The 20,435-nt window shown below is 69.4% G+C and carries 13 protein-coding genes; 2 read left to right on the top strand and 11 right to left on the bottom strand.

The window, feature by feature from the left end:
- Positions 1–282 precede the first annotated feature (282 nt).
- From J7E94_RS28350 to J7E94_RS28365, 4 genes are all read right to left on the bottom strand, one after another.
- Positions 283–684, bottom strand: a complete 402-nt coding sequence (locus tag J7E94_RS28350) for a hypothetical protein (RefSeq protein WP_251057351.1) — start codon at positions 682–684, stop codon at positions 283–285.
- A 99-nt stretch (positions 685–783) separates the two neighbouring features.
- Positions 784–1,911: a glutamate 5-kinase gene (proB, locus tag J7E94_RS28355; protein WP_215019653.1), complete on the bottom strand. Its 1,128-nt coding sequence runs from the start codon at positions 1,909–1,911 to the stop codon at positions 784–786.
- Positions 1,912–1,986: 75 nt separating this feature from the next.
- Positions 1,987–2,418, bottom strand: a complete 432-nt coding sequence (locus tag J7E94_RS28360; RefSeq protein ID WP_215019654.1) for a GtrA family protein — start codon at positions 2,416–2,418, stop codon at positions 1,987–1,989.
- A complete protein-coding gene (locus J7E94_RS28365; RefSeq protein ID WP_215019655.1) occupies positions 2,415–3,434 on the bottom strand; it encodes a glycosyltransferase family 2 protein in 1,020 nt (339 codons plus the stop codon). The genes J7E94_RS28360 and J7E94_RS28365 overlap by 4 nt, the downstream gene beginning before the upstream one ends.
- A 167-nt stretch (positions 3,435–3,601) precedes the next feature.
- Between J7E94_RS28365 and J7E94_RS28370 the strand changes: the two genes are divergently transcribed.
- Both J7E94_RS28370 and J7E94_RS28375 read left to right on the top strand, forming a co-directional pair.
- The gene (locus J7E94_RS28370; RefSeq protein WP_215019656.1) at positions 3,602–6,481 is read left to right on the top strand and encodes a bifunctional glycosyltransferase family 2 protein/CDP-glycerol:glycerophosphate glycerophosphotransferase; all 2,880 of its coding nucleotides are present in this window, start codon (positions 3,602–3,604) and stop codon (positions 6,479–6,481) included.
- Positions 6,478–7,650 (top strand): glycosyltransferase, encoded by a 1,173-nt coding sequence (locus J7E94_RS28375; protein ID WP_215019657.1) that lies wholly within the window; start codon positions 6,478–6,480, stop codon positions 7,648–7,650. Before J7E94_RS28370 ends, J7E94_RS28375 begins: the two co-directional genes overlap by 4 nt.
- Before the next feature lie 85 nt (positions 7,651–7,735).
- On the opposite strand, the gene galE is transcribed toward J7E94_RS28375, so the two are convergent.
- The 7 genes from galE to J7E94_RS28410 form a co-directional block, all read right to left on the bottom strand.
- The gene (gene galE, locus J7E94_RS28380; protein ID WP_215019658.1) at positions 7,736–8,749 is read right to left on the bottom strand and encodes a UDP-glucose 4-epimerase GalE; all 1,014 of its coding nucleotides are present in this window, start codon (positions 8,747–8,749) and stop codon (positions 7,736–7,738) included.
- Between the two features lie 69 nt (positions 8,750–8,818).
- Complete coding sequence (locus J7E94_RS28385; RefSeq protein ID WP_308345491.1) at positions 8,819–10,435, bottom strand: glycosyltransferase family 2 protein; 1,617 nt, start codon at positions 10,433–10,435, stop codon at positions 8,819–8,821.
- Between the two features lie 67 nt (positions 10,436–10,502).
- A complete protein-coding gene (obgE, locus tag J7E94_RS28390; RefSeq protein WP_215019659.1) occupies positions 10,503–11,948 on the bottom strand; it encodes a GTPase ObgE in 1,446 nt (481 codons plus the stop codon).
- A gap of 178 nt (positions 11,949–12,126) precedes the next feature.
- On the bottom strand, positions 12,127–12,381 hold the full coding sequence (gene rpmA, locus J7E94_RS28395; protein WP_069920265.1) for a 50S ribosomal protein L27: 255 nt from the start codon (positions 12,379–12,381) through the stop codon (positions 12,127–12,129).
- A gap of 13 nt (positions 12,382–12,394) precedes the next feature.
- The gene (gene rplU / locus J7E94_RS28400) at positions 12,395–12,715 is read right to left on the bottom strand and encodes a 50S ribosomal protein L21 (protein ID WP_008738952.1); all 321 of its coding nucleotides are present in this window, start codon (positions 12,713–12,715) and stop codon (positions 12,395–12,397) included.
- Between the two features lie 219 nt (positions 12,716–12,934).
- Complete coding sequence (locus J7E94_RS28405; RefSeq protein WP_215019660.1) at positions 12,935–13,450, bottom strand: DUF4265 domain-containing protein; 516 nt, start codon at positions 13,448–13,450, stop codon at positions 12,935–12,937.
- 7 nt (positions 13,451–13,457) lie between these two features.
- Positions 13,458–20,378 carry an RHS repeat-associated core domain-containing protein gene (locus J7E94_RS28410; protein WP_251057348.1) on the bottom strand — a complete coding sequence of 2,307 codons (6,921 nt, stop codon included), beginning with the start codon at positions 20,376–20,378 and terminating at the stop codon, positions 13,458–13,460.
- Positions 20,379–20,435: the final 57 nt, after the last annotated feature.

Genomic DNA, 20,435 nt, shown 5'->3' on the forward strand with positions numbered 1-20,435 from the left:
CGCTCCCCGCGCCTCACATGCCGGCGGGGGTGGGTCCGGGCGCTGCCCGGGCCTCAGACACCGGACGGGCTGAACGACCTGGGGCTCCGCCCCAGACCCCGCGCCTCAAACGCCGGCGGGGCTGGATGTGGCCGGCCTGGGCGTGGAAGTGCGCGCAGCGCGCCCCGGGCAGGCCGGCTGGATTGCGCGGGCGCACGTCCAGCCTCGCCGGCGCTTGAGGCGCGGGCGCACGTCCAGCCTCGTCGGCGCTCGAGCGCCCGGAGCCCCTGGGGTGGGTGGCGTTCAGTAAGGGTGGACACCCACCGGGTGGGCCGGGGGTGGGCCGTAGCCTTCCGCCACACGTTGGTGGTAGGTGGCGCGGTCGATGACCTCCAGGCCGACGATCTCCCAGGGCGGGAGCTGCGCCGAGGACCGGTGCTCGCCCCACAGCCGCAGGGCGACGGCCGCCGCGTCGTGGAGGTCGCGGGCCTCCTCCCAGTAGCGGATCTCCGCATGGTCGTCGGCGTACCGGCTGGTCAGCAGGAAGGGGTGGTCGTGGGCCAGCTGCTCCAGCCCCCGCCGCACCTCGGACAACGGCGCCGGCTTGCCGGAGACGCTCAGGGTCACGTGCCAGAGGCGGGAGGTCTCGTCCCGCTCGTCTCGGCCACCGCCACCGTCACCGTCCCCCGGACCGACGCTGGTCAGCGCTCGTCTCACCAGCCGCCTCCTGTCTGCGCCGCGTGTGTCCGCCGCCCCTCACAGTTGACCAGTCCCCGGCCCGCCGCGCGGCGGTTTTACCGAACCTCAGCCCTGCAGCAGGACCAGATCGTCACGGTGGATGACCTCCCGCTCGTACGCGGGTCCGAGTTCCCGCGCGAGCTCGCGAGTGGAGCGGCCGAGGAGCTGCGGCAGTTCCTTGGCGTCGAAGTTGACCAGGCCGCGCGCCACCGCCCGGCCCGAGCTGTCGCGCAGTTCCACCGGGTCGCCCGCCGTGAACTCGCCCTCGACCGCCGCGATGCCCGCCGCGAGGAGCGAGCTGCCGCGCTCGGTGACCGCGCGTACCGCGCCGTCGTCGAGTACGAGGTGCCCCTGGGGGGTGGAGGCGTGCTGGAGCCACAGCAGCCGGTCCGCCGAGCGGCGGCCCGTCGCGTGGAAGTGCGTGCCCGTGGCGCGCCCGGCCAGCGCGTCGGCGGCCTGGCTCGCGGACGTGAGCACCACCGGGATCCCGGCGGCGGCGGCGATCCGCGCCGCCTCGACCTTGGTGACCATGCCGCCGGTGCCCACGCCCGCCTTGCCCGCGCTGCCGATGGAGACGTGCGCGATGTCCTCGGGGCCGCGGACCTCGTCGATGCGGGTGGTGCCGGGCAGCGAGGGGTCCCCGTCGTAGAGGCCGTCCACGTCCGAGAGGAGGACGAGGAGGTCCGCGCGGACGAGGTGGGCGACCAGGGCGGCCAGGCGGTCGTTGTCGCCGAAGCGGATCTCGTCGGTGGCGACGGTGTCGTTCTCGTTCACGACGGGCAGCGCGCCCATCGCCAGCAGCTGGTCCAGGGTCCGGTACGCGTTGCGGTAGTGGGCGCGGCGGCTGGTGTCGTCGGTGGTGAGCAGCACCTGGCCGACGCGGATGCCGTACCGGGCGAAGGAGGCGGTGTACCGGGCGACGAGCAGGCCCTGGCCGACGCTGGCGGCGGCCTGCTGCCGGGCCAGGTCCTTGGGGCGGCGGGCGAGGCCGAGCGGGGACAGTCCGGCGGCGATGGCTCCGCTGGAGACGAGGACGATCTCCTTCTCCCCGCCGCTGCGGGCCTTGGCCAGGACGTCGACCAGCGCGTCCACCCGGTCGGCGTCGAGGCCGCCGGCCGCGGTGGTCAGGGAGGAGGAGCCGACCTTGACCACGATCCTGCGGGCGTCCACGACACCTTGCCTAGCCGCTGACACGTCTTACCCCTTGCCCCTCGCCGGATTCCTGCCGTCTCAATCTACGGGGTGGGCCGCGGCGGCCGCCCGGGGGTTTCAGCCCCTGGACGACCCGGCCTTGGTGGGCTGCCGCTCCTCGGCCCGGGAGGCGGCGCCAGGGACGAGGATCTTGCGCGAGAGCAGGAAGGTGAACGGGATGGCCACGATCGCCGCGACCAGCGGGGCGATCCGGGTGTCCATCCCGGCCCAGGTCACCAGGGCGTAGAGGCCGGCCGACTGGATCACGTAGTTCGTGACGTTCGTCAGCGGGAAGAGGAGGAACTTCTTCCAGGTCGGCCGGGTCCGGTAGGTGAAGTAGGTGTTCATGAAGAAGGAGCCGACCATCGCCAGCACGAAGGCGAGCGAGTAGGCGGCGAAGTACGGCATCCACGGGTGCAGGAGCAGGTAGATGCCGAAGAAGGTGGCGGTGTTGATCCCGCCCACGAGGGCGAAGCGGAAGATCTGGCCGAGCTGTTCCCTGCGGCTCATCGCGCGCTGCGCTCCGAACTGCGCTCCACGCTCGTCGCCTCCGCGCTCGCCGCCCCGGCGCTCGTCGCCCGCTCGCCCCCCGGGAGGGGAACTGCGCCGTGCGCCTCCTTCACCAGGAAGTGCGGCCTGCGCTTGGTCTCGTAGTAGATACGGCCGATGTACTCGCCGATCAGGCCCAGCATGATCATCTGGACGCCGCCGATGCCGGCGATCAGCGCCACGAGGGTGACGTAGCCCGGCGACTCGACGCCGTTGGTCATCGCCACGATCGTGATCCACAGGGCGTACAGACCGGTCAGGGCGACCAGCGACACGCCGAGCCAGATCCCGATGCGCAGCGGCCGGTTGTTGAAGGAGATCAGGCCGTCCATGGCGTAGTTCAGCAGCGAGCCGAACTTCCACTTCGTCTCGCCGGCCTCGCGCTGGGCGTTGCGGTAGTCGAAGTGGACGGTGTCGAAGCCGATCCAGGAGAACAGGCCCTTGGAGAATCGGTTGTACTCCGGCAGCGACAGCAGCGCGTCCACCGCCGGGCGCGAGAGGAGGCGGAAGTCGCCCACTCCGTCCGTGAGTTCGACGTCCACCCAGCGGTTCACACCGCGGTAGTAGAGGCGGCTGAGCACGGAGCGGACCTTCTTGTCGCCCTCGCGCGTGCGGCGGGCGATGATCTGGTCGTGGCCCTGCCGGTGGTAGTCGAGCATGGTCGCGATGAGCTCCGGCGGGTGCTGGAGGTCCGCGTCCATGATCACCACGGCGTCGCCGGTGGCCTCGCGGAGGCCCGCGAGCATGCCGGCTTCCTTGCCGAAATTGCGGCTGAAAGAGACGTATCGTGTCCGCTCGCCGTGCTCGGCGGCGATCTTGCGGAGCTTCTCGAGGGTGCCGTCGCGGCTTCCGTCGTCGACGTAGCAGACCTCGTACTCGACGGGGAGGGCGTCCAAAACCCTGCGGATCTCCACGTCGAAGCTGTCGATGACGGCTTCTTCGTTGTAGCAAGGGACAACTACGGACAGCTTCGTCATGAACACTTCCTGCTGGGTCCGAACGGGTGATTATCGGCGACCGGACCCGCCACTCACCACTTCCTCAGAAGTATGCACGCCGAGGGTCGGCCTGCCTGAGTCGAGCGCGGCACACGGTAGCTTTGACGGATCGAACGGGATAAGCGGAATGAAGCGAAGGGATCGAGGTGCACGTGCCTGACGTCTCCGTGGTCGTCATCGTCTACAACGACGCAGAGCGTCTGTCGACAGCAGTCCAGTCGGTTTTGGACCAGACCCTGCACGGGGTCGAGGTTGTGATCGTCGACGACTGCAGCCAGGACCGCTCCTACGCGGTCGCCCAGGAACTGGAAGCCGCACACCCGGGGCGGGTGCGCGCCTTCCGGCTGCCGGAGAACAGCGGCGGCTGCGGTGCGCCCCGCAACCACGGCATCCAGCAGGCCACCGGCACCTACGTCATGTTCCTGGACAGCGACGACGTCCTGGAGCGCAACGCCTGCCGCAACATGCTGGACGCCGCCGAGCGCACCGGCTCCGACCTGGTGTCGGGCATGTGCGTCCGCGTGCACCTCGACAACCGGTGGGGCAAGACCACCGAGTGGTACCCGTGGATCTACTCGCGCACGCGCACCCTGGAGTCGATCACCGAGTTCCCCGACCTGCTGGTCTACGACACCCTCTCCACGAACAAGTGCTACCGGCGCGCGTTCCTGCTGGAGCAGGGCCTGGAGTTCCCGGTCGGGATCCACTACGAGGACCTGCTGTTCTCCGCGCAGGCGTACGTCGCGGCCGGCCGGATCACTCTGATCCCGAACCACGTCTACTTCTGGAACGTGGTCGAGAAGGCCGCCTCCAAGTCGATCAGCAACCGGCGCCACGAGATCGCGAACTTCGTCCACCGGATGGAGATCCACCGCCGCGTCGACGAGCTGCTGGCCGCCAAGGGCCACACGGACATCAAGTCCGCGAAGGACGCCAAGTTCCTCAAGCACGACCTGGTGCTGCACCTGCGCGACCTGCCGCTGCTGAGCGACGAGTACCGCCAGGAGTTCGCCCGCCTCGCCAACGGCTACCTCGCCGGGATCGATCCTGCCGCGTACGAGAACGTCACGTACCTCCAGGCGATCTGCGCCTACCTGCTGGGCAAGGAGGACTGGGACAACCTGCTCCCGGCCGCCGACGCGATGACCAACAAGGGCCGGCTCTCCTCGCCGCTCGCCGAGCGCGACGGGCGCGTCTACTGGTGCGCGCAGCACATCGACGGTCCGGACGGCGACGAGGCCCGCCGGATACTGGACGTCACGAAGCAGGGCTTCCACACCACCCCGCTCGGCTCCCTCCAGCTCGGCAACCGCCTCACCTCCTACGAGGACGACGGGCGCGGCACCGTCACGCTGTCCGGCGCCCTCGTCAACCCGCTCGGCCGGATCGGGCCGGACGCGGAGCTGAAGGCCTCCCTGGAGTTCCGGGCCCGCCGTCAGATCGGCGTGCGCTCGTTCAGCTTCCCGGTGGCAACCGTGCGGCACGCCGGTGACACGATCGAGTGGACCGGTACGGCCGACATCGGCGGCACCGTCCGCCCCCTCGGCATCATCGACGCCGTCTGGGACGTCCGGCTGAAGCTGACCGCCGGAAGCGACCGGGTCACCACCCGCGTCTCGGTCGGCGGGGTGGACCTGGATTCGGCCGCCCGGCTGCGCGTGCGGCCGCGGCTGACCCGCCTCGTCTCCGACCGCTTCGAGCCGGAGATGACCAAGAAGGGCAACCTCTCCTACGTCCTGACCGCCGAGGGCGCCGCCGCCGTCCGCACCCAGAGCCTGCTCAACAACGCCATACAGGGCAAGGCGGCCAACGTGGTCAAGCGGGGCCTGCGCAAGGCCCTGCGGGCCCGCCGGAACCTGGGCTCCGGAGAGCAGAAGGTGAAGGTCTACCACGAGGTCTTCTCGAAGCTGCCGATCAAGAAGGGCACGGTCGTCTTCGAGAGCCACATGGGCAAGCAGTACAGCGACAGCCCGAAGGCGGTCTACGAGGAGATGGTGCGCCAGGGCGTGCCCTTCGAGGCGATCTGGTCGTACGCGGGCGGCAAGCCCACCGGCTTCCCCCAGGAGGCCACCCTGGTGCGGCGCTGGGGCTGGGCCTACCTGCGCGCGCTGGCCCAGGCCGAGTTCTGGGTCGACAACCAGGGCTTCCCGCTGGCCCTCGCCAAGCGCCCGGGGACCACGTACATCCAGACCTGGCACGGCTCGGCGCTCAAGCGGATGGGCTTCCACGAGCCCCGCACCAAGGCGCAGGGCCGCGCGGGCCAGGACCGCTTCCAGGCGGCCGTCGACCGCTTCGACCACTTCCTGATCCGCTCCGAGCACGACCGCCGCACCCTCGCCAAGGCCTTCCGGCTGCGCGACGAGGTGCTGCTGCGCACGGGCTATCCGCGCAACGACGCCCTGGTCGAGGCCCACCGGAGCGAGGTCCAGAGCGGCGAGCGGGTCCGCGGCCCGCTGGCGGCCGAGCTCGGCATCGACCCGGAGACGAAGGTGCTGCTGTACGCGCCCACCTTCCGGGCGGCCGCGGACGGCTCGGTCGAGGGCTTCACCTTCCCCTTCGACGTGGAGGAGTTCGCGGACCGGCTCGGCGACCGCTTCACCCTGCTGGTGCGGACCCACTACCTCAACAGCGTCTCGCTGCCGCCGTCGGTCGCGGGCCGCGTCATCGACGTGTCCGGGCACCACGACATCACCCCGCTGCTGGCCCTCGCCGACGGTCTGATCACCGACTACTCGTCCGTGATGTTCGACTTCGCGGTCCTGGACCGGCCGATGCTGTTCTTCGCGTACGACTACGAGAAGTACGCCACCGACATCCGCGGCACGTACTTCGACCTGAAGGAGAAGGCCCCGGGCCCGGTGGTGGCCACGGCGGACGAGCTCTTCCAGGCTCTCGCCGCCTTCGAGGAGGCGGACGCCAAGTACGCGGAGGCGCGCCAGCGCTTCCTGACCGAGTTCGGCGAGTACGACCGTGGGGACGCGGCCCGCCAGATCGTCGAGAAGTTCTTCACCAGGAGCGGCAAGTGAGCCAGCAGACCGCCACCCCGGGCGGCCGTGACATCTTCATCGTCTCCAACAACGTCGACGAGCTCGGCGGCGTGACCACCTGGTCGCACCAGATGGCCCGGCTGTTCACCGACCGCGGGCACCGGGTGCACATCGTGGGCATCGCACCGGTCGCCGAGGAGATCCGGCAGAAGCTGCCGCAGGACCTGCCGTACGACGTGACCACCCTCTACGAGGAGCACCCGCCGGCGGCCCGCCGGCTGCGCGGCATCAAGGGCCGGCTGAACGCGCCCGAGCGGCGCCGGCAGGCGGCCCGGCGGGCCGGGATGCGGGCCAAGGGGGAGCAGCTGAGCGAGCTCTTCCGGGCCGCGCGCCCGGGCGGCCTGGTGATCGTCACGCAGGTCTGGGCGATGGAGTGGGTGGCGCTCGCCGACACCAAGGGGCTCAGCGTCATCGGCATGAGCCACGAGTCCTTCGAGGCCAGCAAGAAGTCCACCCGCGGCGAGCGGGTCCGCCGCCACTACGCGGAGGTCGACCGGCTGCTGGTGCTGACCGCCGAGGACGCGGACCTGTGGATCCGGGCGGGCATGGAGAACGTCGGGAGCATGCCGAACCCGCTGCCCTTCATGCCGGAAACCCCCGCTCCGCGCACGGAGAAGGTCGTGGCGAGCGTCGGCCGCCTCGCCTTCGAGAAGGGCGTCGACCTGCTGCTCGACGCCTGGGCGGATACCGCCCCGCGCCACCCCGACTGGGTCCTGCGGATCTACGGGGCAGGCCTGGAAGAGCCGGCGCTGCGGGCGCACTGCACCTCGCTGGGGCTGGACGACTCCGTGGAGTGGATGGGCAGCACCGGCGATGTGCTGGGCGCGCTGCGCGGAGCCTCGGTCTTCGCGCAAGCCTCGCGGGCCGAGGGGTTCCCGATCACGCTGCTGGAGGCGATGGCGGCGGGCCTGCCGGTGGCCGCCTTCGACTGCGCGCCGGGCGTACGGGAGATCGTGACGCACGGCGAGGACGGGCTGCTGGCCCGGCTGGGCAACACGATGGAGCTCGCCGGGCACCTGGACGCGCTCATGTCGGACCGTGAGCTGCGGGACCGGCTCGGCGACACCGCCTTCCAGGCGGTGAAGCGGTACTCCAGCGCCGAGATCACCGACCGCTGGGAGACGCTGTTCTCCTTCCTGGAGCGCTGACCGCCCGGGACTCCGTACGTACGAAGCCGCCCGCCCCGGATCCCTCCGGGGCGGGCGGCTTCGTCACGTGGCCGCGGGCAGCGGGTCAGGCGCGGTGGACGTCCTTGTGCGCGTCCCGGCGGGCGACCTTGTTGGCCTCCCAGCCCGCCCAGGCGGAGGTGACCATCTCGCGGACGTCGTGACGGGCCTTCCAGCCCAGCTCGCTGGTGATCTTGTCGGCCGAGGCCACGACCTTCGCCGGGTCGCCGGGGCGGCGCGGGCTGATCACCGGGGCGTAGGTGTGCCCGGTGCCCTTGTTCAGCAGGTCGACCATCTCGGCGACGGAGACGCCTTCGCCGCGCCCGATGTTGACGGTGAGGTCCTTGTAGTCCCCGGCCGCCGCCCACTCGGCGAGCTTGCGGGCCGCTGCCACGTGGGCCTCCGCGAGGTCCTCGACGTGGATGTAGTCGCGGATGCAGGTGCCGTCCGGGGTCGGGTAGTCGTCGCCGAAGATCTTCGCGCCCTGGCCTGCGTCATAGCGCTCGAAGACCATCGGGACCAGGTTGAAGACGCCGGTGTCGGCCAGCTCGGGGGTCGCGGCGCCCGCCACGTTGAAGTAGCGCAGGCAGGCGGTGGAGATGCCGTGCGCCTTGCCGGCGGCGCGGACCAGCCACTCGCCGGCCAGCTTGGTCTCGCCGTAGGGGCTCAGCGGCGCGCACGGGGTGTCCTCGGTCACCAGGTCCACGTCGGGCATCCCGTAGACGGAGGCGGAGGAGGAGAAGAGGAAGTTGCGGATGCCCGCGGCGGCCACGGCCTGGAGCAGGACCGTGAGGCCGTGCACGTTCTCGTGGTAGTAGTGCAGCGGCTTCTCGACGGACTCGCCGACCTGCTTCTTGCCCGCGAGGTGCACCACGCCGGTGATCTTGTGCTCGGCGATGGCCTCGTCCAGCACCAGCCGGTCCAGGACCGAGCCGACCACCAGCGGGACGCCTTCCGGCACACGGTCCTCGTTGCCCGTGGAGAGGTCGTCGAGGACGACGACCTTCTCCCCCGCGAGGAGCATCGCGCGGACGACGTGCGCGCCGATGTATCCGGCGCCACCGGTGATCAGAAACGTCATGTGTAACTCCTTGGTCCTGTCCGTGGTTCTGCGGCTGAAGGTCGTGAGCCCGTCAGGGTCGTGAGCCCGTCAGCGCGGGGCGCGGCCTGCCGTGGCCCGGTCGAGTCTGTTCCTCACGAGGTACAGAGCGCCCGCGGCGCCCGGCGCGAGGCGCAGGGCCAGCGAACCGGAACCCGTGCGGTACGGCTGCGTCAGCAGGACACCGTACCGGCTGCTCGGCAGGGCGCGGCGACGCAGCAGGCTGCCCCGGGGGCGCAGGGACGTCGACAGGGAGCTCCCGTCCGCGCATTCCACGACCACCCCGACGTGCCACGCCTGGAGCCTGCGCAGGCCCAGCCGACGGCCGGTGGCGGCCAGGTCGGCGAGGCGGAAGGGCAGCACGGCCGTCCAGCCGCCGCCCTCGTCGGGGCTCAGCGTCACCGGCTGGGCCAGTACGGGGTCTCCGCCCGAGCGGGGCAGGAAGCGCAGCTGGGCGGTGAGCGGGCCGGCCCCGGCCAGCCGCCCGTAGAGGTCGTGCAGGTGCAGCCGGACGGCGGCGTTGCCGGCCGGTTCGGCGTCTATGGTGACCGGCAGTTCGGCGATCGGCATCTCGCGCAGCGCGTCCAGCTCGACCGGCAGCTCCTCACTCCACACCGGCACCCCCTCGGCGCCGGTCGCGTACGGAGGCAGCAGGCGGGGCGGCTCGGCGGCGAAGCGGGTCAGCCGCTCGACGTCGGCGGGCGGGGTGGCGGTGGCCCGCAGCACCCGTACGATCCAGCGGGCGCGCGGGGCGGCGGCCTCGAAGACGGCCTCGTCGAAGGTGTCGAGGTAGGCGCGGGTCAAGGTCCACCAGGCGGCCTGGTACTCGGGGTCCTTGCCGAGCTCGCGCAGGTACATGCGCAGGTCGTACTCGAGGAACTTCACCTGGCAGGCGCGGCCCAGCTCCGGGGAGGCGGCGGCGAGGGTCCGCGAGGCGGTGCGGTGGGCCTCGATACGGGCGCGCCAGTTCCCCACGTCCTTGCGGTCCAGGGAGATCGACACCTGGGCGGCGTCGCGGCGCACGTGCCAGACGTAGACGAGGTCGCCGATGACCGCGATGCGGGGGGCGGCGGCCAGGACGCGCGCGGTGAAGACGAAGTCCTCGTAGACGAACCGTCCGTCGGGAAAGCGGATCTCATGCTTTTCCAGGAAGGACCGCTCGTACAGCTTGTTGACGCAGAGCGTGTCGCGGACCAGCTCGGGCCGGTCCGCGGGCCGCTCGACGACCTCGCCCGGGGTGTAGAGGCCGGGCACCCACGGCACATCGTGGTGCAGCGGCAGCTCGCGGCGTACGCACGCCCCGACGGTGACCGGTGCCCGGTGCTCCTCGGCGGCGCGCAGCAGGGCCTCGGCCGCCCCCGGGGGCAGGACGTCGTCGCTGTCGAGGAACAGGACGTACGGGGAGGACGCGGCCGCGATCCCGTCGTTGCGCGGAGTGCCGCACCCGCCGCTGTTCTCCGTGCGGTGCACGACCTTGAGGCGGGGGTGTACGGCGGCCAGCTCGTCCAGCACCCCCGCGGTGCCGTCGGACGAGGCGTCGTTCACCGCGATGACCTCGGCGACAGCCGGACCCTGGGCGAGGGCCGAGGTAACGGCCTCGCCCACGAGCCCGGCGTCGTTGTACGCGATCACCACGACGGAGACGGTGGGAGGTTTTGCGCTGCTCACCCGGTGGATCCTAGGCGACCCGGGTAAACATCACCTCAAGGCCGCCCACCGGTCCAAAAAGGGCAGATCAGAACGGCCGGAACTCGTCGTACTCCTGCTGCGCCGAGTCCCCGCGCTGGGCGTCCTTCTCCTTGCGGCGCGTGGTGGCCGGACGCGGCGCCTCCAGACGGTGGTCCTCACCCCGGCGGCCCAGCATCTCGGCGCCGGCCATCATGGTCGGCTCCCAGTCGAAGACGACCGCGTTCTCATCGGAGCCGATGGCGACGCCGTCACCGGCGCGGGCGCCGGCCTTCCGGAGCGCCTCCTCGACACCGAGGCGGTTGAGGCGGTCGGCGAGGTAGCCGACGGCCTCGTCGATGTTGAAGTCGGTCTGGCGGACCCAGCGCTCCGGCTTCTCGCCGCGCACCCGGTAGACCTCCTCGACCTCGTCGTAGGCGATGGTGAAGCCACTGTCGTCCACGGCCTTCGGGCGGATGACGATGCGGGTCGCCTCCTCCTTCGGCTTGCGGGCGCGGGCCTTCGCGATGACCTCGGCGAGGAAGAAGGACAGCTCCTTCAGACCCGTACGGGCGACCGCGGACACCTCGAAGACCTTGTAGCCGCGGGCCTCCAGGTCCGGGCGGACCATGTCGGCGAGCTCCTGGCCGTCCGGGATGTCGACCTTGTTGAGGACGACGAGGCGCGGGCGCTTCTCCAGGCCGCCGCCGTAGAGCTTGAGCTCCTCCTCGATGGCGTCGAGGTCGGCGACCGGGTCGCGGTCGGACTCCAGGGTGGCGGTGTCCAGGACGTGCACGAGGATCGAGCAGCGCTCGACGTGGCGCAGGAACTCCAGGCCGAGGCCCTTGCCCTGGCTGGCGCCGGGGATGAGACCCGGGACGTCGGCGATCGTGTAGACCGTCGAGCCGGCGGTGACGACGCCCAGGTTCGGGACGAGGGTGGTGAAGGGGTAGTCCGCGATCTTCGGCTTGGCCGCGGAGAGCACCGAGATCAGCGAGGACTTGCCGGCGCTAGGGAAGCCGACCAGCGCCACGTCGGCGACGGTCTTGAGCTCCAGGATGACATCGCCGCCGGTGCCGGGGACGCCGAGGAGCGCGAAGCCGGGGGCCTTGCGGCGGGCGGAGGCGAGCGCGGCGTTGCCGAGGCCGCCACGGCCGCCTTCGGCCGCGACGTAGGTGGTGCCCTGGCCGACGAGGTCGGCGAGGACGTTGCCCTCCTTGTCGAGGACGACGGTGCCGTCCGGCACGGGCAGGATCAGGTCCTGGCCGTCCTTGCCGGAGCGGTTGCCGCCCTCGCCGGGCTTGCCGCTGGTGGCCTTGCGGTGGGGGCTGTGGTGGTAGTCCAGCAGGGTGGTGATCGCCTGCTCCACCACCAGGATGACGTCGCCGCCACGGCCGCCGTTGCCGCCATCGGGGCCGCCGAGCGGCTTGAACTTCTCCCGGTGAACGGAGGCGCAGCCGTGGCCCCCGTTACCCGCGGCGACGTGCAGCTCGACGCGGTCCACGAAGGTGGTCATGGTTGTTCCTCCAGATACAGCGGGAATATCCCGGAAAGCCCGGGGGGTAGGCCTTGCTACCCATTAAACGTGTCTATGTGACAACGCGCCGAGGGCGGACCTCTCTTCCCGGCTGACGCCGGGAAGAGGTGAGATCCGCCCTCGGGAAGCTACGTACGCTTGATCAGCAGGAGCTGGATCAGGCGGCCGGAACGATGTTGACGACCTTGCGGCCACGGTGCGTGCCGAACTCGACCGCACCGGCCTGCAGCGCGAACAGCGTGTCGTCGCCACCGCGACCGACACCCGCACCCGGGTGGAAGTGGGTGCCGCGCTGGCGGACGAGGATCTCGCCGGCGGAAACGACCTGACCGCCGAAGCGCTTCACGCCGAGCCGCTGGGCATTGGAGTCGCGCCCGTTCCGGGTGGACGATGCGCCCTTCTTGTGTGCCATGTCTCAGTCCCTCTTACTTCGCAGCCGCGGGGATACCGGTGACCTTGATCGCCGTGTACTGCTGGCGGTGACCCTGGCGACGGCGGTAGCCGGTCTTGTTCTTGTAGCGCAGGATGTCGATCTTGGCGCCCTTGTGGTGGTCCACGATCTCGGCCTGAACCTTGATCCCGGCCAGGACCCACGGGTCGCTGGTCACGGCGTCGCCGTCGACAACGAGCAGGGTCGAGAGCTCGACCGTGTCGCCAACCTTGGCAGTGGAAATCTTGTCAACCTCAACGATGTCACCAACAGCAACCTTGTGCTGGCGACCACCGCTGCGCACGATGGCGTACACGCGGATCTCTCTCTCACTCGGGACGGATGCTCCTGAAGCCAGCCGCTCAGGCGGGCCGGGGCCCACGCTGATCCGGATTGGACGAGCGGCCTCTCCCGCGCGGTGCTCAGCGGGAGGAAGGTGCTCAGGAGCGCGGCGCGTCCTACGACACGCCGACGGTCAAGACTACGGGCCCCGGCTCGACGTGGTCAAACCGGGGCCCGCGGCCAGCCGGACCGGCTACGGGAAATGAGGCAACTGCCCCCGATGCACGGCCGAGACGGCACTCTCCTGCAACTCGATGTCCTGGGACTCAACCTTCGCGAGCAGCCATTTCCGCAGCTTTCGATAATCGATGTCCGCGGGAATGTCAACGGCTACCAGGTTTGCGAACTCGCTGATCGACTCCCAACTACAGCCGGCCTCTCTCAGGCCGTTTTCAATCACACGCCTGTCACCATTCCTCATGAAAATGATCCGAACGGTCGAGTTTCCGGACTCGGCAGTGAAGCTCTCATAGACGAGCTCTCGGCGTTCATGATCCGGGCGAACCGCGATGAGATCACCGAAGGCAATGCCTCGCACGAAGAAAGGCGTATTCAACACGCGGATCTCGAACCGGACATCCGTCTTCTCGCCCCACAACCGCTCAACCGAGACCGGGGGCCAGTCAGCGCCCTCCGCTTCCAGATCGAAAGCGACCTTGAATGTCTTGGCACCGCTCGCCGAAATGGGACGTTCGCTGCGTTCAGTCACATTACCCCTACGGATCCACGAAGTCTCGGAGTTCATCATCCCATTCCTCAACCGTCTTGGCCGACTTGTCCCTGTTGCACCTTCTGCATGCCACGCAGCCGTTGTGAGCAGCACCACACCCGCCCTGCGCTTTGGGGATCTCATGGTCGATCTGAGCATCATCCGGCTTGCCCTTGATCGCATTTCCGTCCGCGTCACGCGAGGCGCGCCGCTCTACATTCTGACCACAGTAGTCACACTTGAGTTCTCCGCCATTCCGGGCGAAGTTCTCATCGTAGACTTCCTGGCGCCCCTTATCCGTGAAGTCTTGGCCATCGCGTTCATTGGCGGACCCTCCGCAGTTGTGCGCCAGGAGCGGGACCGGCCCGGCCAGCACATAATACGCGTGAATTTCCGAAATGGTCAGGTCATGTGTTTGCCGGCGCTCGTGGAAGTAACGCATCCCATTCAGCTGGACGGTGGAACCCTCGGGCGTACGGAGCAGCATGCCCGGTTCGAGCTCACCGGCCTCGACGAATCGACTCTCGTTCTCCACCCAGAACGGGTGCGTGACCGTCGTGACGAGGGCGGCGTCACCGTTGCCTGCGGCGATCGTCAGGTCGACGAAGTCCTTGTCGTCTTCAGTGACGATCGTGCCGGCCACCTCGCGCGCCGTGGTCTCCCCCGACGAAGGATCTGTCGTGGTGATCTTGTCGCCCAGCTGAACGTCCTCGATGTTCTTGGTCGTTCCGTCGGCCATCAAGACCTGTGTGCCCGGGAGGAAGCTGTGCTTCACTTCGCACGACTTTTTCAGCCGGGCCTTCGCCGACTGCAGGGCTCCCTTGGCCTTTGCCACCTTCTCCGAGGTCTTGAACCAGGCCTTGACTCCGGATACCAGGTCGAGCGCGAGCCCGCCCAGCTTCTTGATGAGGGCCCCGGCCTTCTCCCATTGGGTCGGCCAGCCGTACTTCTTGAGGACCTTGCCGGCGATGCCGCCGGCGAAGCTGCTCGCGATGTTGAGCGCCGTTTCGCCGCAGGCTCCCAGGTCGCCGCTGGAGAAGCAGTCCAGGGCCGCCGTCACACCGAGCTCATCCATGAGGATTTTGGTGATCTGCTTGACGGCGTTCTTGATCTTCGTCTTGGTGTGGTTGTGCTCGCCCTCTGCATCACGCAGATCGTTCTCGGCGTCCGTGACCGGGGGCGGCGGCGGGTCGTCGTTCGTGTCGGGCTTCGGGGTATACCTGCCGTTCGTGCAGTCGTCCCTGCCCTGGCAGAACGCCCGCTCGTCCGGGTCGTACAGACCGCTCGGGTCGCTCGCCGAGACCGGGCGGTTGTGCGCGTACGCGTACGCGTTCAGCTGCTGGGCGTCGCTCGTGTCGACGACCGGGTCCGGGGTGATGAACTTGCCCAGGAACGGGTCGTACTCGCGTGCCCCGATCGTCGTGAGACCCGTGGACGCGTCGATCGTGCCGCCGACGAAGCCCTTCTCGCCCTTCCAGGAGCCCTGGGGAGTGCCACGGCTGTTGCCGTACGGGTCCATCCGCCGCTGGGTGACCGCACCCGTCGTGGCGTCGATCGACATCTCGGCTGTGCCGTGGTGGTCGGAGGCAAGGAAGGACAGCTTCTTGTCCGGGGTGCGGATCGCGATGCTCTGACCCGCGAAGGCGTAGTACCGCGTCGCCTTGGCCGTGGTCGTCCCCGCGTCCAGTCGCAGCTCCATGCCCGGCAGGTACACCGTGGTGCCGGTGGCGTCCTTGCGCTGGACGCGGCCGCCGTCGGGGCCGTAGAGGAACGTGGTCTCAGAGGCCTCGTTCTGGCCCGTCGTGGTGACGTCGTCCGGCTGGCTGATCCTGACCGGGTTGCCGAGGGAGTCGTACTCCAGGGTCTGGGTGTTTCCTCCGATGGTGCGGGTGGTGGTGTTGCCGGCCGTGTCATAGCCGTAGGTGTACTGGCGGTCGCCGGTCGGGGTGTTCTCCACGACCTTCTGGACCTGGTGGCTGCCCGCCTTGTAGGTGAAGGTGCGCTTGACGTCCTTCAAGGCGTTCAGGCCGGTGTCGTGCGCCGTCTCGGTGAGGCGGTTGCCGACCGAGTCGAAGGTGTACGAGTTCCAGTACGGCGCCGGGCCTCCCAGCGCGGAGGCGCCGGGAGCCGTGTTGCAGGCCGCCGGACCCGATCCCGAGACCGGGACCTGACTGCCGACCGTGCCGGACGCGGCTGCTGCGGCCTTGGTCGTGGCCGGGGTCCAGGACTCCGTCATACGGGCCTGGTAGTCGTACGCGAAGCACTGCAGGTCGGGCGTGCCCGCGCCCGCTACGTCCGCGATGGACTTGACGTTACCGATCTGATCGTAGGAGTAGTTCGACTGCTTGACCGGACCGGTGGTCGAGCCGTAGACGTCCACCTTTGACTGCATCAGGCGGTCGGTGCCGGTCTCGTACTGGAAGGTCTGCCAGACCTTCTTGCCGCCGTTGTTCAGCTCCAGCTGCTGCAGGAGCGTGCGGCCGGACCACGTCGCATCGGTGACGTACGACGTCGCGCCCGTCATGGTCTTCATGCGCTGGATGTCGTCGTAGGTGTAGGCGAGCGTCTCCGCGTCGAGGCCGCCCGCGGCCGGCAGCGAGTCGCTCTGCTTGGTGCCGTCACGGTTGTAGGCACTGCTGAAGACATAGGTGCCGGCCAGACCCGTCCCCGAAGAGGCGGGGACCGTGTAGGCCGTCTTCAGCGGCTGGTAGAACTCGTCCATCGCCTGAACGATGGAAGCGAAGTACTCCGTGGCGTTGATGTAGCGCAGCGAGGCCCACTCATAGCCGAGCCAGCCCGCCTTGTCGTACCGCTGCTCGGTGAGCTTGGTCCCGGTGTTCGCGGGGCCGTCCCACGTCGTCAGGACGCGGTCGAGCTTGTCGTAGACCGTCGAGACCGTCTTGCCGCGGGCGTCCGTGGTGGACGTCGGCCGGTCGGCCTCGTCGTAGGCCGTCGTGCGCTTGCCCGAGTCCGGGTCCACCGCCTCGATCAGCCGGTCGAGCTGGTCGTACTTGTACGACCACACGTTGTTCGCCGGATCGGTCAGCTGCTGGAGCTTGCCCGTCGGCGTGTAGCTGTACTTGGTGGTGTCGTAACCGGCGGTCGGCCCGTTCGGCACCGGGGAGGCGCCCTTGTAGTGGCGTACCTCGGTCTTGCGACCCTGGGCGTCGGTCACGGTCGTCGTGGGCGTGCCCCCGACCGGCGGGTCCACGTGGGTGCGGTCGCCGCCGTGGACGATCGTGGTCCGCCACTGCTCACCGCCGGCCACAGCGGCAACCTGGGCGGTGGTGCGGCCCAAGCCGTCGTACTCGTACAGGGTCTGCGCGCCGACGTCGCCGTTGGGGACGATCAGCAGCTCCTCGGAGGACGCCCCCGCTGCGTTGTACGTGGCGTTGACCTTGGCGATCTTGCCGGTCGAGGTGTAGAAGGTGTCCGCCACCATACGGGTGCCGGACGGTCCCTCCGTCTGCTTCTGGCGCGGCCGCAGCAGGCTGTCGTAGAGGACGTACTCCGCGCCGTAGGAGCCGTCGATCTCGATCTTCTCGGTCTTCAGCACGACCGGCTTGTCGAGACGGTAGTTGTAGCTGTACTTGACGCTCGGCGTCTGGCCGGCGCTCTTCGAGCGGTCCGGGAGCCAGACGGAGACCAGTCGGCCGAGCGGATCGAAGGCGAGGTCGCCGCGCTTGCCGTTCGGATCGGTCTGGCCGGTGGACAGGCCCCAGGCGGGGTCGTAGTCCCTCGTGTTGACGTGACCAAGGGCGTTGGTGACCTTGACCTGGGAGATGAGGCCGTTGACGTCGGTGTACGCCGTCTTGGTCTCCGCGCCCACGGCGTCGGTCTGCATCGTCGGCCGGCCGAAGGCGTCGTACGTCGTCGTGCCGGTGACCTTGTAGGTGGCCGTCGTCCCGTTGTGGGACGTCATCCGCTCGGTCTGCGTCGCGTTGCCCACGGTGGGCGCGGCGCCGAAGGCCAGGCCGTCGTACGAGGTGCGCTCGTCCGAGATGACCTGAGTCCTGCGGTCGGGGGTGGTGGCGCACTTGACCGAGACGGACTCGACCCGCGACGCCGTGCCGAGGATGTTGGCCGCCGCGTTGTCCACGTAGGACGTGCGGGTGCAGGTGTCGTCGGCCGTGGTCGACAGGTCGCCCAGGTCCTCCGACTCCAGGATGCGACCGGTGCCGTTCGTCAGGTCGTACGTCGCGTTCGACTCGGTCTCGCGGCGGCCGTCGCCGCCCTCGGTCACCGTGTAGCCGCGCGTCTTGACGGTCCTGGTGAACGAGGCGTGGCTGGTGCCCCAGGTGTTGGTGTCCGTCGCGGTGTAGTGCCGCATCGGGGTCTTGATCACCTTGGAGACGAACTTGTCGCCGTCGTAGGTGGCGGATTCCAGCTCGTGCCCGCTGAACTCCTTGTAGTCGGTGTACGTGCCGCCCTCGGAGTCCGTGACCTGGACGGAGCGGGTACCTCCGGCGGAGTCCTTGTCCCCGTCCATGCCCTGGAGGTACGTGTAGTCGACCCGGGTCTTCGTGGTGGCCGTGCCGCCGGTGGTCACCATGACCTTGCCGTAGCCCTGCCAGCCGCCCCAGGTGAGGTACTTGTCCTCGGTGATGCCGTCCGGCTCGGCCTTACGCCAGGCAGCCGGGCCCTGGTACTCGTAGTTCGTGACCTGCTCGGGGGCGCCGCCGGTGCGGTCGGTCTCGATGACCTGCGCGACGACGTACTTGTGGAACCAGTCGGTGATCGGGTCGAGGAAGCCCGGGGGCGACCAGACGACCGGGTAGCACCGCTTGGTGGACTCGCCCGGCTTGGGCAGGGCGTCCTTGGTGCACTCCGCCGGGGCGTAGTTGACGTCCAGCTGGGCGCCGGTCTCGCTCAGGACCGTGGACAGGCGGAAGCGGTAGAAGGGAGCGATGCTCTCGTCCGTGCCGTCGACCCGGTTCTTGAGCTGCGTACCCATCAGTTCGACCGAGGGGACGTCGGCGGTGCCGCCCCTGCGGCCCTGGTGGTCGATCTTGGACAGCCAGAGGGTCTTCGACTGGTCGCCGTTGTCGGTGAACTGGTGCGTGAACGTCCACGCCTCGACGTCGTCGTAGTTCGTGGCGTCCTTGCGGATCTGCGTGGTGACGCCCGTCAGCCGCTGGCGCGTCCAGAAGGAGGCCGCGACCTGCGTGGCGTTGCACTTGGTGCTCGGCGCGCAGTAGCGGTCCATCGGGACGTCCGGCCAGAAGGCGGCGTTCGCCGTCTTGAAGTCGGCCGGAAGGCACTTGAAGGTCTCCGTCGGCAGGCAGCGCTCCTGCGTCGTGAAGACTACGCGGGCCGGGGCCTTGGCGGAGTAGACGGTGGCCTCGCGCTGGCCGTAGTCGATGCGCTTGAGGTAGCCGCCGGCCGTGTACGGGGTGCCGTTGACGTCGGTCTTGCCGTTCAGGGCGTAGTGGTTCGTCTCCTTGCCGTAGAAGTACGACATGACGCTGCCCTGGCGGTCCTTGACGTAGTCCAGGCTCCAGCGCCAGGCCTGCTGGCAGGAGGCGTTCGCGAAGGTGGCGTTGTAGCAGGGCTCACCCGCATTGTTGCCGAAGACGGGGGCGGTCCAGACGGACGAGGTCTCCTCGTTGCCCGTGGCCCAGCCCGGCAGACGGTTCTTGCCGAAGTAGTACTCGGTGCCGTCCGTCGTGGTGATCTTCCAGTGCTCGCCGTCGTTGTCGCCGTTCACGGCGCCGGTGAGCTGCTCGACCTTGGAACCGTCGTCGGACGCGAACCGCCACTTGCCGTCGGCGTCACCCTTGATCAGCTCGGTGGCCGAGCCGTTGAGCATGACGGTGGCGTTGTCGAAGGCCCAGCACTGCTCGGCGGAGGACGTCTGGCCGTCCTTCGCACAGGGCTTGTAGCGGCGCTCGACGTAGCCGGGCTCGTAGGAGAAGCCCTCACCGAGCCAGGAGCCCTGGTTGTTGGTGTCCGAGGTACGGCCGTCCGCGGACTGCGAGGAGTAGCCGAGGCCGACCGTCGGCACCTGGCCGCCCGGGACCGGGGGCGTGCGCAGCGGGTACGACCAGGAGAAGCCGCCCGAGGAATTCGACACGCTCCACTTCGCCGACGGGGCGAGCGGAGTGGCCGCGTAGTTGCCCTGCGCGGAGGAGCCGCTCGCGGCGAGGGCGAGCATCGAGCCGTCCGAGGTGGTGCCCGCCGCCATGGTGGACATGCCGGCCTGGCGCGCCTGGGCGGTCACGTCCGCGGAGACGGTCTTCGTCTTCGGGTCGTTGACCGTCTTCAGCGGCTTGGGGAGGTCGGGGCAGGCGGCGGTGCCGGGATCGGCGATGGCAGCGCAGGCCGGGAGTTCAACCAGGCCCAGGCGGGAGCCGTAGCTGCCGCCGAAGCCGTCGGCAAACGCCGAGTAGTCGATGTTCACCCGGACCGGGGCTGCCTCACCGCCCTGCTCGGTCCGCTGGACGCGCAGCAGCGCGCCCGCGCCGAGCTTGGCGGCCCGCTCGGGGTGCACCACGTCGACCTGGACCTTGGCGGGCTGCTTCGAGCCGCCCAGCACGGCGGACCGGAAGGACGTGGCCTTCGCCTGCGGTGCGGCGGCCTCCTTCGGGCTGGTCACGGTGACGGGCAGGCCGCCGACCTTGACCCGGGAGGCCGCGGTGGTGTGGCCGGCGACGGGCAGTTCGGCGCTGCCGCTGCCGGGCCAGACCGGCTTGTCGAGCTTCTTGACGGCCGCCTTGGCGGTGGCGTTCGCGGGGCGGCCCTTGGGCTTGGCCTTCGTCCCCTTCACGGGGTCGCCGAAGTTCTGGACTCCGGGCCGCTTGGTGCCGCCGGGAGCGGCTTCGAGGGCCTGTACGGAGGAGGCGGACAGAGCAAGGCTCAGTCCGATGACGACGGACCCCAGTGTCCGCCTGGATATGCGCCGATTGAGCAATCGGCCGCGTAGAGACATCAGTGCACTCCACAGAGTTCGAGCAGGAAGGTGGTGCGTGATCGGACAGGTGTGCCC

Source organism: Streptomyces sp. ISL-94, assembly GCF_018614075.1.
Taxonomy (GTDB): domain Bacteria; phylum Actinomycetota; class Actinomycetes; order Streptomycetales; family Streptomycetaceae; genus Streptomyces.